This is a genomic window from Okibacterium fritillariae, assembly GCF_052783725.1.
This window is the reverse complement of record NZ_CP199917.1, coordinates 211,854-224,193: the sequence shown is the minus strand read 5'-3', so window position 1 is coordinate 224,193 and position 12,340 is coordinate 211,854. Positions and strand designations below refer to the sequence as shown.

The 12,340-nt window shown below is 67.0% G+C and carries 14 protein-coding genes; 12 read left to right on the top strand and 2 right to left on the bottom strand.

The window, feature by feature from the left end; translation table 11 throughout:
- Positions 1-302 precede the first annotated feature (302 nt).
- The 6 genes from ACUWEX_RS01100 (at position 303) to eno (ending at position 4,297) form a co-directional block, all read left to right on the top strand.
- Positions 303-809 (top strand): universal stress protein, encoded by a 507-nt coding sequence (locus tag ACUWEX_RS01100; RefSeq protein WP_060915497.1) that lies wholly within the window; start codon positions 303-305, stop codon positions 807-809.
- A complete protein-coding gene (locus ACUWEX_RS01095; RefSeq protein ID WP_055960826.1) occupies positions 806-1,549 on the top strand; it encodes a 2,3-bisphosphoglycerate-dependent phosphoglycerate mutase in 744 nt (247 codons plus the stop codon). Before ACUWEX_RS01100 ends, ACUWEX_RS01095 begins: the two co-directional genes overlap by 4 nt.
- Positions 1,550-1,638: 89 nt before the next feature.
- Positions 1,639-2,049, top strand: a complete 411-nt coding sequence (locus ACUWEX_RS01090; protein WP_445997592.1) for a CrcB family protein — start codon at positions 1,639-1,641, stop codon at positions 2,047-2,049.
- Positions 2,046-2,417, top strand: coding sequence for a fluoride efflux transporter FluC (locus ACUWEX_RS01085; protein ID WP_055960823.1), 372 nt, complete (start codon positions 2,046-2,048; stop codon positions 2,415-2,417). Before ACUWEX_RS01090 ends, ACUWEX_RS01085 begins: the two co-directional genes overlap by 4 nt.
- Before the next feature lie 26 nt (positions 2,418-2,443).
- Positions 2,444-2,929: an inorganic diphosphatase gene (locus tag ACUWEX_RS01080; protein ID WP_445996821.1), complete on the top strand. Its 486-nt coding sequence runs from the start codon at positions 2,444-2,446 to the stop codon at positions 2,927-2,929.
- A 33-nt stretch (positions 2,930-2,962) separates the two neighbouring features.
- A complete protein-coding gene (gene eno, locus ACUWEX_RS01075; RefSeq protein WP_445996820.1) occupies positions 2,963-4,297 on the top strand; it encodes a phosphopyruvate hydratase in 1,335 nt (444 codons plus the stop codon).
- On the opposite strand, the gene ACUWEX_RS01070 is transcribed toward eno, so the two are convergent.
- Positions 4,282-5,208, bottom strand: a complete 927-nt coding sequence (locus tag ACUWEX_RS01070) for a LysR family transcriptional regulator (RefSeq protein ID WP_445996819.1) — start codon at positions 5,206-5,208, stop codon at positions 4,282-4,284. The genes eno and ACUWEX_RS01070 overlap by 16 nt on opposite strands.
- Positions 5,209-5,277: 69 nt before the next feature.
- On the opposite strand from ACUWEX_RS01070, the gene ACUWEX_RS01065 reads away from it, so the two are divergent.
- The 5 genes from ACUWEX_RS01065 to ACUWEX_RS01045 all read left to right on the top strand — a co-directional run bounded on the left by ACUWEX_RS01065 (position 5,278) and on the right by ACUWEX_RS01045 (position 9,975).
- Positions 5,278-6,444, top strand: coding sequence for a TDT family transporter (locus tag ACUWEX_RS01065; RefSeq protein WP_445996818.1), 1,167 nt, complete (start codon positions 5,278-5,280; stop codon positions 6,442-6,444).
- A 140-nt stretch (positions 6,445-6,584) separates the two neighbouring features.
- Complete coding sequence (locus tag ACUWEX_RS01060; RefSeq protein ID WP_228506156.1) at positions 6,585-7,013, top strand: uracil-DNA glycosylase; 429 nt, start codon at positions 6,585-6,587, stop codon at positions 7,011-7,013.
- A 140-nt stretch (positions 7,014-7,153) separates the two neighbouring features.
- On the top strand, positions 7,154-7,756 hold the full coding sequence (locus ACUWEX_RS01055) for a recombinase family protein (RefSeq protein ID WP_055960814.1): 603 nt from the start codon (positions 7,154-7,156) through the stop codon (positions 7,754-7,756).
- A 6-nt stretch (positions 7,757-7,762) separates the two neighbouring features.
- Positions 7,763-9,166: a Mu transposase C-terminal domain-containing protein gene (locus ACUWEX_RS01050; protein ID WP_071301383.1), complete on the top strand. Its 1,404-nt coding sequence runs from the start codon at positions 7,763-7,765 to the stop codon at positions 9,164-9,166.
- Entirely contained in the window at positions 9,163-9,975 is an 813-nt protein-coding gene (locus tag ACUWEX_RS01045) for an AAA family ATPase (protein ID WP_055960810.1), read from the top strand. Before ACUWEX_RS01050 ends, ACUWEX_RS01045 begins: the two co-directional genes overlap by 4 nt.
- Positions 9,976-10,366: 391 nt before the next feature.
- Here the strand turns inward: ACUWEX_RS01045 and ACUWEX_RS01040 are convergent, their stop codons facing one another.
- Positions 10,367-10,969, bottom strand: a complete 603-nt coding sequence (locus tag ACUWEX_RS01040; RefSeq protein WP_200811459.1) for a TetR/AcrR family transcriptional regulator — start codon at positions 10,967-10,969, stop codon at positions 10,367-10,369.
- A 133-nt stretch (positions 10,970-11,102) separates the two neighbouring features.
- Here ACUWEX_RS01040 and ACUWEX_RS01035 point away from each other — a divergent pair, with 133 nt between their 5' ends.
- Positions 11,103-12,071, top strand: coding sequence for an NAD(P)-dependent alcohol dehydrogenase (locus tag ACUWEX_RS01035; RefSeq protein WP_445996817.1), 969 nt, complete (start codon positions 11,103-11,105; stop codon positions 12,069-12,071).
- Positions 12,072-12,340: the final 269 nt, after the last annotated feature.

Sequence of the window (12,340 nt, the reverse complement as noted above, 5' to 3'; positions counted from 1 at the left end):
TCAGCACTGCGTGATGCCAAAGATGACGCAAGAGCAAAGCCTTGAATGAACGGGTCACCGGCCGCGGAGCGAAAACCAAGCGGCACGTGTGGGCAGCTTCGCTCCGTGTCGTCGGAATCGCTTCCTTCGGTGTCGGGACGTCGCGGGTGCGCGAGACGGCCCGCGTGACTTGGGGTTCGCGTGCATAATGGTGGTGTCTTCGGACCCGGTAGTGGGGCTTGCCGGACCCAACCTCGACAGTTGTCGACAACAGTCCCTATCTCAGCTGGTCGCGCTTCTGCGCGCCTGAGGTAGGGAGTGTCATGACAGCACCAATCGGTTCCGGACCGGTCGTCGTCGGCGTCCTGCCCGGCCTCGCTCCGGGGGTCATCGAGGTTGCGTCGTCTATCGCGCGGCGCTTCGGTACGACGCTGGTGTGCGTCAGCGTGGATGCATCGCTCTTCGATGCCGGTACGCGCTCGGACGGGTCGGTGATGGTGGAACCGATCGACCCTGACACCGCTGACACGACACCGCAGGGCTTGTCGGACAGTGACAAGGCGGCAGTACGTGCTGCCGCAACGACCTACGGCGTCGACGTCACGTTCGTCCCGGGTGTCGGGGATCCGAGCCGGGCACTGTCGCAAGTGGCCGAAGACCGCGACGCGGCGATGCTGGTCGTCGGGGCCAGGACGGGAGCGGGTCGAATCGCGGAGTTCTTCACGGGGTCGGTCGCGGTACGGCTGACCCATCAGCAGCACCGTTCAGTGCTCGTAGTGCCCGTTGATCCGGTCGGGTTCGATGCCCCACTGCCGTGGGACACCCCGTGACCGGCCAGCTTGTTCTGCTCCGCCACGGACAGAGCACTGCGAACGCTGCCGGTACCTTCACCGGCTTGCGAGACGTCGCGCTGACCGAACAGGGCAGCGCCGAAGCGAATCGGGCTGGGTTGCTACTTCTGCATGCCGGCATCCGACCGGACCTCGTGCTCACGTCGACGCTCGAGCGGGCGCTCCACACGGCGGAGCTCGTCACCGACGTCCTCGGACGTGATGCGCCGATCGAGTCGACGTGGCGGTTGAACGAGCGGAACTACGGCGCCCTCACCGGCATGTCCAAGCAGAATGCGCAAGCGGCGTTGGGGGCGGAGCAGTTCTTCGCTGTTCGTCGGACCCGCACGGGACGGCCACCACGCATGTCGATCCGCGCGTGGCTGGCGCTCCGGCGGACGCCGGCGCTTCGTGGACTGCCGTGGGCGGCACTTCGTCGAACCGAAACACTCTCCGACGTCATCCGCCGGGTCCAACCCGTCCTGTCGCACAGCATCACCCCGGCACTCCGCGACGGGCAGACAGTGCTCGTCGTCGCGCACGGCAACTCTTTGCGGGCACTGTGTGCCTGCATGGACGGCCTAACCGACGGTGAGCTCGCGGACCTGAACCTCCCCACGGGCGAACCCCTGATCTACCGGTTCGACGGCGACGGTGGGTTCTGTCCGCGGGGTGGGGAGTACCTGCATCCGGCAGCACGAGCAGCAGCGGCAGCGGTCGCTGCGGAAGGTGGAACATGACCTCCCGAACGGACACGCACCTGCCCGATGGGCAGCTCCCGCCCGACCCGGACATCGACGCCAACGACCCGGAACGTATCGACCGGCCAGTGCATCTGCGGTGGCGGTACCTCGGTGTCGTCGCACTCGGCGGCGCCATCGGTACCGCCGCACGCGACGGACTCAGCACCGCGTTCCCCGCTCAGCACGGAGTGTCCTGGGCGATCTTCTGGATCAACATCGCCGGCGCGCTCCTACTCGGTGTGCTGCTGGAACACCTCGCGCATCGCGGACCTGACGAGGGTCGCCGCCGGACACTGCGCCTGCTTCTGGGAACCGGTGTCCTCGGCGGGTTCACCACCTACAGCACCCTCGCGACCAGCACCGCGGTGTTGTTCCTCGCCGGCCGCGGGTTGGCCGGCACCGGGTACGGGCTCCTGACGGTCCTCGCCGGCGCGATCGCCACCGGTAGCGGCCTCGCGATCGCGGGCTTGGTCCGACCGAACGGAGCCACATCATGAGCGCCCTGGCCTTCCTCAGCGTCGCTGTCGCTGGCGGTGTCGGCGCGGCCGCACGGTTCTTCGTGGATGGTGCGATCAACCGGGGTCGGCAGTTCCGGCTCCCGGTCGGGACGCTGACGATCAACATCACCGGCTCGTTCCTGCTGGGCTTGATCACCGGCGCCGCCGGTCACCTCGGCGCTACCCCCGTCGCGGTGCTCGGAACAGGGCTCATGGGTGGCTACACCACGTTCAGCACCGCCAGCTTCGAGACCGTCCGCCTCGCACGCACCGGCCGCACCACCGCGGCTGCCGTGAACGGGCTCGGGATGCTCGTCGTCTCCGTCGCCGCAGCCGCCGGGGGCGTCACCCTCGGCACCCTCACTTGACCATCCGACTGGGAGAAGAACAGCTCATGCACTTCGACATCACGATCGAGATCCCCCGCGGCAGCGGCAACAAGTACGAGGTCGACCACGCCACCGGACGGATCCGCCTGGACCGGGCGGTGTTCACCAGCATGGTGTTCCCGCAGGACTACGGCTCGATCGACGACACTCTCGGCGATGACGGCGACCCCCTCGACGCGCTCGTGCTGCTGCCCCGGCCCACGTTCCCCGGCGTCGTCATCGACGTCCGCCCGGTCGGGATGCTCCGTATGGTCGACGAAAACGGCGGCGATGACAAGATCCTCACCGTCCCCGCCGGAGACGTCCGCTTCGACCACGTCCAGGACATCTCCGACGTCGCCGAGCCGGTCTTGGCGGAGATCGAGCACTTCTTCGCCCACTACAAAGAGGTCGAGCACGGCAAGCACGTCACCACCAACGGGTGGGCGAACCGTGTCGACGCCGAAGCCATCATCCGCTCCGCACAGGAACGGTTCACCCCGCACCCCTGACCCGCACGACCAACCCGAAAGGCGACAACCTCCATGAACGACTACATCAGCAACGTCCACCACACCACCCACCATCAGGGCGAGTACGTGACCCACACCAGCCGCCCCGTCACCATCAGCAGCCTGCACGGCTCCCGGATCCTCGACTCCCGCGGCTACCCAACGATCCAGGTGCGTCTCGAGCTCGAGGACGGCACCGTCGTCACCGGTGACGCCCCCGCAGGCGCATCCACTGGCGCGCATGAGGCTGTCGAGCTTCGCGACGGCGGCAGCAGCTACGGCGGCCGCGACGTGAGCCAGGCACTGCGCCTCATCACGACGGACGTCGCACCGATGATCACCGGCCAGTCGTGGACCTCGATCGGGCAGGCCGACGCCGCCCTCGCTGCCCTCGACGGCACCCCGAACTACCGCCGGCTCGGCGCGAACAGTGTCGTCGCGACCTCGATCGCGATGGCACGCGCTCTCGCCGCCGCAGCGGAGCTGCCGCTCTGGCGTTGGATCGCAGACGTCACCGGCAGCACGCCCCGCCTGCCCGTCCCGCACTTCAACGTGCTCAACGGCGGAGCGCACGCAGCGAACGCGCTCGACTTCCAGGAGTTCATGATCGCCCCGGTGAACGCCGAGACCATGACCGACGCGGTTCGGATCGGGTCGGACGTCTACCACGCACTGGCGGCACTGGTCCGGGAACGGTTCGGCAGTCTCGGTCTCGGGGACGAAGGCGGCTTCGCCCCATCGATCGCCGCGCCCGAGGAGGCCCTCGACCTCCTCGTCGCCGCGATCAGTGCCGCTGGCTACGAGCCCGGCGTGGACACCGTCGCGATCGCACTCGACCCGGCGGCGAACGAGTTCGCGCTCGGTGACGGTAGCTACCGGGTCGTGGACCGCCGGCTCGACCGCGCAGGCATGGTCGACTACTACCGCGACCTCATCAGCCGGTATCCGATCCGGAGCATCGAAGACGGCTTCTCCGAAGATGACCACGGCGGATGGAAGGCGATGTCGTTCGCGCTCGGCGACATGCTCCAGATCGTCGGCGATGATCTCTACGTCACCGATCCGCAGCGCATCCGCGACGGCGGGAAGGACGGGCTCTCGAACGCAGCGCTCATCAAGCCGAACCAGATCGGCACCGTCTCCCAGACCCTCGACGCGATCGGCGTCGCACGCTCGCTCGGGATGCGGAGCATGGTGTCGCACCGGTCCGGCGAGACCACCGACACGTTCATCGCGGACCTCGTCGTCGGCAGCGGAACCGGACAGATCAAGTCCGGCGCCCCCGCCCGCGGAGAACGCGTCTCGAAGTACAACCGGCTCACCGAGATCGCGGAGAACAATCCGGAGCTGCCCTACGGGCTGCGCTGACCCCGACCGGCCACCTCGTGGGCGACGCGCAGGAAAGCAGAACCAGCTGGCTGGGGCTCTCCCGACCAGATCGCCCGCAACGGCCGGGTAAGTGGCGGCCCAGAGAGCGGGACCCGCACCAGCGACCCGTCGTTGATGTCGGCGGCGACCGTGCGAAGGCTCATCACCGCCGGTGCAATTCCAGCCTGCGCGTTCGCCCGGATGATGCTCGTGGTCTCCAGCACCGCGGCCGGAACCGACATGCTCAAACCGGCCTCCCTGAGCCATGCGGCGAGGGTCGCGCGAGTCCCGGAACCTTCTTCCCGCAGGAGCAGAGCCGTCGCCGCCAGGACCTCCGCAGTGATCCCGGTCGACCGAGCCCAGGGATGGTCCGGCGCGACGACGACCGCGAGCTCATCGTCCGCGATCACCTGCGCGGACACACCTGCTGCCGTCACCGGGGTTTCCGTGAACCCGAGGTTCGCGCCACCCGACTGCACGAGGTCCGTCACCGCGGCGGAATTGCCCGCGATCAGACGCACCCGCACGTCGGGTTCACGGCGTCGAAATTCGAGCAGCCAGCCCGGCAGCAGCAGCTCCGCGATCGTCTGTGACGCTGCGACGACGAGCGAACCCGTGGGAGCCCGCAGCGCAGCCACTCCTGCCTCGAGGTGGCGAGACCCTTCGAGGACCGGTCCGGCCAGCCCGACGACGAGCCGGCCGGTCTCGGTCAGCACCGACCCCGTGGTCGAGCGGTGCACCAACAAGTGACCGACCATGCGCTCGGCGACCCGGATCCGAGCAGACACTGCCTGTTGCGTGACGCCGAGCGTTCCAGCGGCAGCGGAGAGGGAGCCGGTCTCGGCGACGCGTGCGAGCACGTCGAGTGTGTCGAGGTCGAGCGTTCGGTCCGTGAGTCGCCGTAGTGCCACAACCAACGATTGTACCCCGCCAAGAGGTTCCCGGTACCGCCAGAGGCAGGATTCGCGCAGGCTTGGCCCATGACAACGCTCCGCACCGACCCTGCACCCGCGAACGGTAGCCAGCCGCCCCAACGGCCGCAGACGGCGTTGTTCCGTGACCTGGAGCGGCCAGGCCTGATCGTGTCGAATCTCACACCGAACTGGTTCGCGTCGATCATGGGCACTGGGATCGTCGCTGTCGCAGCTGCGTCACTCCCACTGCAGTTCCCCGGTCTGCGCATCGCGGCGACGGTCGTGTGGGCGATCGCCGCGGTGCTCCTCGTCGCCCTCACGATCGCGACGGTGCTGCACTGGATCCGCTACCGGAGCACCGCAGCCAGGCACCACCTCAACCCGGTCATCTCCCACTTCTACGGCGCACCACCGATGGCGTTCCTCACCGTCGGCGCCGGGACACTCCTGCTCGGCAAGGACTGGGTCGGCCTGCCCGCCGCCGTAACCATCGACTGGGTCCTGTGGACCATCGGCACCATGGGAGGACTGCTCGCGGCAGTGCTCGTGCCGTACCTGGCGTTCACCCGCCACGAGAACAAGCCCGACTCCGCGTTCGGCGGCTGGCTGATGCCCACCGTCCCGCCGATGGTGTCCGCCTCCACCGGCGCCCTGCTGCTGCCGTACGCTCCCGCCGGACAGGCGCGGGAGACGCTGCTGTGGTCCTGCTACGGCTTCTTCGGGCTCAGTCTCGTGACGTCGCTGGTCGTGATCACGCTGATCTGGAACCGGCTCGCGCACCACAAGGTCGGGGCCGCCGGCATGGTACCGACCCTGTGGATCGTCCTCGGACCCGTCGGACAATCCATCACGGCGGTGAACCTCCTCGCATCGAACGCACCCACCGTCGTCGACGCATCCACCGCCCACGCGCTCCTCGTCGTGGCGCTGGTGTACGGGTTCGCGATGCTCGGCTTCGCGCTGCTGTGGACCGTCATCGCCCTCGCCGTCACCGTCCGGACCGCCCGCGAACACCTGCCGTTCAGCCTGACCTGGTGGTCGTTCACGTTCCCCGTCGGCACCTGCGTCACCGGACTGAACGGGCTCGCCCTGCACTCAGGCCTGACCGTCGTTGCCGTCCTCGCCGTCATCTACTACGCCGGCCTCGTCGCCGCATGGATCACCGTTGCCCTTCGCACCTTTCACGGATCCGTCATCCGTGGCACCCTGCTGGCACCGCCACAGCCGGCATGAGTACCCCCGAGGAACTCGCTGACGTTCGATCGCTGAACGGTCTCGCGGAGACGTGGCGGACCGCGCCCGACGGCAGCCGACGGTTCGTCCCGAGCTTCGACCCACGATCCGGCGGCAGATTCAGCCGTGTCCTGGTCCTGATGCAGTCGCCTGGCCCCCAGACCATCGCCGCAGCGCACGCAGCGATCTGCAGCGAGGACAACCCGGGCCCGACCGCGGCCGCGTTCCGAGCAGCCCGTATCGAGTCCGGACTCGCACGCGGCGAGTACGTCCGCTGGAACCTTGTCCCATGGGAACTGCCCGACCGCGTGCGACTCGAGGACATCGACGAGGGGCGGCATGCCCTCGCCACACTGCTCGCGGCCCTCCCCGCTCTCACTGCGATCGTCACGTACGGGGCCGTTGCCCTCGACGGCGTCATGCGACACTTCACCCTGGACGAGCACCCCCGACTCCTTCCGGTCATCGCAGCACCACATCCGTCTCCCGCCAACGGCCGCCACCGATCGGAACAACACCTCCGTTCCGTGCAAGCACTCCGGCTCGCCGCGCGAGCGCGGCAGACGTAACAAATACGAACGATTCCGCTACAACTATCCGTACCGGCGCTCAGTCCGGGTGCGAGGCGCCGTGTCTTGTAGCGGAACCCAGTCCCAGAATCTACGTGCCGCCACTACCCCTCCTGGTCGAGTTTCGCTACGTTCTCTTCATGGGTCACCTTCTCGGGTATGCGCGCGTGTCCACCACAGACCAGGACGCGTCGCTGCAGATCGACGCGCTCAACGCCGCTGGCTGCTACCGCGTGTTCGTCGACACCATGTCCGGGTCGCTCCAACACCGGCCCGAGCTCGACAAGCTCCTCGACCAGCTCCGCCCCGGCGACACTCTCGTCGTCTGGCGACTCGACCGGCTCGGCCGGTCCATCCGGCACCTCATCGATCAGCTGCACGCTCTCGCCGAGCGCGGCATCGGGTTCCGGTCCCTGCAGGAGACCATCGACACCACCTCGCCCGGCGGCCGGCTCGTGTTCCACGTCTTCGCCGCGTTGGCGGAGTTCGAACGGGACCTCATCAAGGAACGCACCAACGCCGGCCTCGCCGCCGCTCGAGCCCGCGGCCGCACCGGCGGCCGACCATCTCGGCTCTCCGCGGACCAGGTGCGCACCGCACGCCGGCTCTACGAACAGCAGGACATGACCGTCGCGCAGATCGGCGACGTGCTCGGCGTTAGCCGCACCACCATCTACCGTGCACTCGCGAAGCACGCCGAGCCCGTCGCGGCGCGACGAACCAAGCCTTCCCCAACGATGTAGCTGGCTATGGACGCGAGCGAGCGGTGGGGCATCCTTCGACTGCACGTCGAGGACGCCATCCCGCTCGCCACCCTGGCCCGCACCACGGGCGTCGCTGAGCGCACCCTGCAACGCTGGTTGGCCCGCTACCGAACCGGCGGATACCCGGCTCTCGCCGACGGCACCCGCACCGATCACGGCGCCCGACGGACGGCACCGGAACTGGTGCGCCTGATTGAGGGGCTCGCACTCACCAAGCCACGACCTTCGATCGCCACGATTCACCGCCAGGTCGACAATTACTGCACCAAACGAGGTCTCTCAGCGCCGTCGTACTCCGTTGTGCGGTCGATCGTGAACGGGCTTGATCCCGGGATGGTGACGCTCGCGCTTGAGGGGCCCGCGTCATATCGGGACAAGCACGAACTGCTGCTCCGACGTCGTGCGGATCGCCCCAACGCGATCTGGCAGGCGGACCACACGATGCTCGATCTGCTCATCGTCGGACCCGACGGCAAGCCCGAACGGCCGTGGTTGACGGTGATCCTCGACGACTACTCCCGCGCGGTCTGCGGGTACATGGTGTTCCTCGGCGCCCCATCCGCCGCGAACACCGCGCTCGCGCTCCGGCAAGCGATCTGGCACAAGCCGGAACCGGACTGGCCTGTCTGCGGGATCCCAGACGTGCTCTACACAGACCACGGGTCCGACTTCACCAGCCACCGAATCGGCGACACCGCCGCCGTGCTGCACCTCCGCATCATCCACTCGCAGGTCGCTCGCCCCCAGGGCCGCGGGAAGATCGAGCGGTTCTTCGGCACCATCAACACCGAGCTGCTCCCAACGCTCCCCGGCCACCTCGCACCCGGATCCTCGGCGCCGGCGCCGACGCCGGCGCTGGATCTCGCCGGTGTCGACAGTGCCATCAACACGTTCATCCGCCGCTACAACGCCCGCATCCACCGCGAGCTCCGGAAGAGCCCACTGGAAGCGTGGATCGCAGACGGGTGGCTGCCACGAATGCCGGACTCCCTCGAGCAGCTCGACGGGTTCCTGCTCACCGTCCCGACCACGCGTGTCGTGCAACGAGACGGCATCCACTTCGAAGGGCTCCGCTACACCGCAACCACTCTCGCACCCTTCGTGGGCAGCACCGTCAGCGTCCGGTACGACCCCCGCGACGTCACCGAGATCCGTGTCTTTCACCGCGACGCGTTCCTGTGCACCGCGATCAGTACCGCGCATCAGACCGAGACCATCAGTCTCAAGCAGATCCAGGCCGCCCGGAACGCGCAACGAAGAGCCCTGCGCGGGCAGATCCGCGAACGCATCGCGATCGTCCGCCCCACACCCGATGATCACACCCCACCAGCACCCGCACCGGCACCGGATCAACCGCGACTGATGACCTACGAGGAGGACCGGTCATGACGAGCCAGTTCATCATCACGAAGGAACACCGTCGGTTCGCGGAGTTCGCCGACGCCGTCCGGAAGCAGAACACCATCGGCGTCTGCTTCGGCCCCGCTGGCGTCGGCAAGACCCTCTCCGCACGCCGCTACGCCCACTGGGACAGCATCGGCCCGTTCATCGCCAGATGGGCCGCACGCAGCGAAGACGACACGAAGATCTACGCCGCCGCCCACCGAGCCCGCACCGTCTTCTACACGCCCGAGGTCTCCGCCACGATGCGCGCCCTGCAGGACGACCTCCGGCACGACATGCTCCGCACCGAACGCTGCATCGAGGAACACCTCCTGCTCCAGGGTCGCCACTTCGACCACGCACACGGCCCCAACCCGTCCCTGCTCGAGCTGATCATCATCGACGAGTCCGAACGCCTCACCGGCAACGCGATCGAGTGGCTCCGCGACCAGTACGACCGCACCGGCATAGCGATGATCCTCATCGGCATGCCCGGCATCGAGAAGCAGTTCAGCCACTACCCGCAGCTCTACAGCCGCCTCGGTTTCGCCCACCAGTACCGTCCGCTCGGCCACGACGAGCTGCTCTTCGTCCTCGAACGTCAATGGCGCAAGCTCGGCAAGACGCTCGACCCCGACGACTTCACCGACGCGCAAGCCATCGCCGCCGTCGAACGCATCACCCGCGGCAACTTCCGGCTCCTTGAGCGCCTCCTCCCTCAGATCCAACGCGTCCTGAAGATCAACGAGCTCGACGTCATCACCAACGACGTCGTCGAGGCCGCCCGCAGCACCCTCGTCATCGGCACCACCTGACCCGACACCGATCGCAGCGAAAACGACGACACAGAGCGAGGCTGCTCACAGGCACGGCTGATTCCACGTGAAAAGTGTCCGCTGGACGATCCCCTATCGGGCAGGGTCTACAGCTGAGCATGAACCCAAACGCGAAAGCCGCCTGCTTCACATAGATCGTTAACACCCGTCTTGAGATACGAATGGTGGAACTAGGCGCCTTGACTCTTGGCTGCCTCATGAACAGTCGTCCGTGAGACAACCTTTTCGATGGACCATTCACGGAAGAGTGTGGATCGCATCGCTTGATCGCGTGCTTCTGGGACCACTCATTGGCAGACGCGAAGGCTTCGTTGGCGGCATCGACGAGCTCTGGGGTGAGGGTTTGGACGCGTTCAAGCTGAGCGCTTGTCTACGACGGCACCGCGGGTGGCGTCACGCCTTGCGCCGGTGCGGAACGGATACCCCGCAGCGCCACTTCGACGTAGCGAGCAGATGCAGGTTGTTCCGAACCCGGCGAGTGAGCAATCACCCCGGCGTTTCCGTACAAGATCGCCAAGACGTCGTCCAGGGTAATGTCCGAACTCAGCACACCGGAGCCGGGTGCGTGCTGTGTGACGGCGGCGAAGATCGAGCTGATACCGCCGGTGGCATCTGTATGGGCCGCTTCGCTCACCGCATCGGCAATCGCCCCTGCAAGTCCGGGCTGCGTGGCCTGGTGCGCCGCGCATGCGCGAATCGCCTCGGTGAACGCCTCCCACGGGTGGGTTGCCGAATCGGGATCGGTTGCAGTGTCGCGTAGCTCGGCGAGTTCCTCGGCGACAATCTCGCGGATGAGGTCCGCTTTTGTGGGGAAACGGCGTTGCGCCGTCGCGAATCCGACCCCAGCCCTACGCGCGATCTCAGCCATGGAGACGTGGAGTCCGTTCTCAACGAACGCCTCGCGCGCGGCGGTGAGGATCAGTGCCCGGTTTCGTGTTGCATCCGCCCGCAGGCGGCGAGGCGCATGTGCCATGCCCCGCCCTCTCTCCTCGTCGCGAGCCATGTCAGCGGGCCGCTGCTAATAAGTGGTGAGTACTACCCAATTGATGCTACCGTGCCGTAAGTGGAGAAGCCACACCATTTATGAGTGCGATGAGGAGAACCAGATGGAAAAGAGTATGCGCGCAGTCGTGTTCGACCGCTACGGCGGCCCGGAGGTGTTGCACGAAAGACATGTGGCGATGCCAGTGGCGCGAGCGGGCGATGTCGTTGTGCGAGTCGATGCCACATCGGTTAATGGTGCCGACCTGATGCTCAGGTCGGGCAAGCTCGCGCTCGTCACCGGCCGACGCTTCCCCAAGCAGCTCGGTATCGACTTCGTCGGCACCCTGGTTGAGGCTGATCCCGATCTTGACGGTCTATCGATCGGCGACCGAGTATGGGGGGCGGTGGACCCCCGACGAGGTCCTCGCTCGCTTGCCGAATGGGTGAGCATACCTGCAACCCAGATCGCCCGGGCGCCCGGCAACCTGACTGCGGAGGAGGCTGTGACACTCATCGCGGGCGGCACAACTGCCCACACTGCTCTAGTCGATCACGCCAAGGTGCAACCCGGCGAGCGGGTGCTCGTGCGCGGTGCAGCGGGTGGCGTGGGGAGCGTGGCAGTGCAGCTCGCGAAGTCTCTCGGAGCTACGGTGACGGCACTCGCCAGCGCGTCGAGCTCGGAGTTCGTCCGCAACCTGGGAGCTGACGCGGTGATCGACTACCGGGCAACATCGCCAGCACAGCTAGGCGCGTTCGACATTGTCTTCGATGCGCACGGGAGCAGTCTCTTCTCCTTCCGGCGTCTTCTAGCACCGGGGGGCAGGATGGTCTCGATCGCGGTCGACGCGGACGCCCCGGCGCGCAGCCTACTCGCGATCACCGCCAGCGGGGTCTTCGGCTCCAGGCGCATCCGTTTCTTCCGCGGGAACCCTGGTCGGCTCGACCTCGAACTCCTCACCACTCGAGTCGAGCGCGGCGAGCTTCGGCCCGTACTAGACCGGACATTCTCGTTGTCTCGCGCCGCCGAAGCCCACACCGCGCTGGAAGCCCGTGGAGTTCATGGCAAGCTCGTCATCACGACCTCCGCCTGAGAGCCGCGCAAGCTGCGACGCCACTGAACGCTCACATCAGCACGCCACCAAGCGAATCGATCCGCACACCGTCGACGATTTTGTTTCACGTGGAAAACGTCCGGCGAACCATCCCCTATCGGACATAAGTGCGGCGGGATCGCGCCTGGGTTGTACCTGGCGCAACCAGCAGACATACGTGGGCCAGCCCACTATTTGCCGAGACTCCACTCAGTGCCTATCAAGATCCCTGCTCGGCCACGACAACTGGAATGGTTCAGAAACATAAA

Excerpts from the sequence above, each read along its gene's own strand:
- ACUWEX_RS01055 (WP_055960814.1), top strand. The coding sequence starts at position 7,154 with ATGGGTCACCTTCTCGGGTATGCGCGCGTGTCCACCACAGACCAGGAC.
- ACUWEX_RS01080 (WP_445996821.1), top strand. The coding sequence starts at position 2,444 with ATGCACTTCGACATCACGATCGAGATCCCCCGCGGCAGCGGCAACAAG.
- ACUWEX_RS01035 (WP_445996817.1), top strand. The coding sequence starts at position 11,103 with ATGGAAAAGAGTATGCGCGCAGTCGTGTTCGACCGCTACGGCGGCCCG.
- ACUWEX_RS01060 (WP_228506156.1), top strand. The coding sequence starts at position 6,585 with ATGCAGTCGCCTGGCCCCCAGACCATCGCCGCAGCGCACGCAGCGATC.
- ACUWEX_RS01085 (WP_055960823.1), top strand. The coding sequence starts at position 2,046 with ATGAGCGCCCTGGCCTTCCTCAGCGTCGCTGTCGCTGGCGGTGTCGGC.
- ACUWEX_RS01050 (WP_071301383.1), top strand. The coding sequence starts at position 7,763 with ATGGACGCGAGCGAGCGGTGGGGCATCCTTCGACTGCACGTCGAGGAC.
- ACUWEX_RS01065 (WP_445996818.1), top strand. The coding sequence starts at position 5,278 with ATGACAACGCTCCGCACCGACCCTGCACCCGCGAACGGTAGCCAGCCG.
- ACUWEX_RS01100 (WP_060915497.1), top strand. The coding sequence starts at position 303 with ATGACAGCACCAATCGGTTCCGGACCGGTCGTCGTCGGCGTCCTGCCC.
- eno (WP_445996820.1), top strand. The coding sequence starts at position 2,963 with ATGAACGACTACATCAGCAACGTCCACCACACCACCCACCATCAGGGC.
- ACUWEX_RS01040 (WP_200811459.1), bottom strand. The coding sequence starts at position 10,969 with ATGGCACATGCGCCTCGCCGCCTGCGGGCGGATGCAACACGAAACCGG.
- ACUWEX_RS01045 (WP_055960810.1), top strand. The coding sequence starts at position 9,163 with ATGACGAGCCAGTTCATCATCACGAAGGAACACCGTCGGTTCGCGGAG.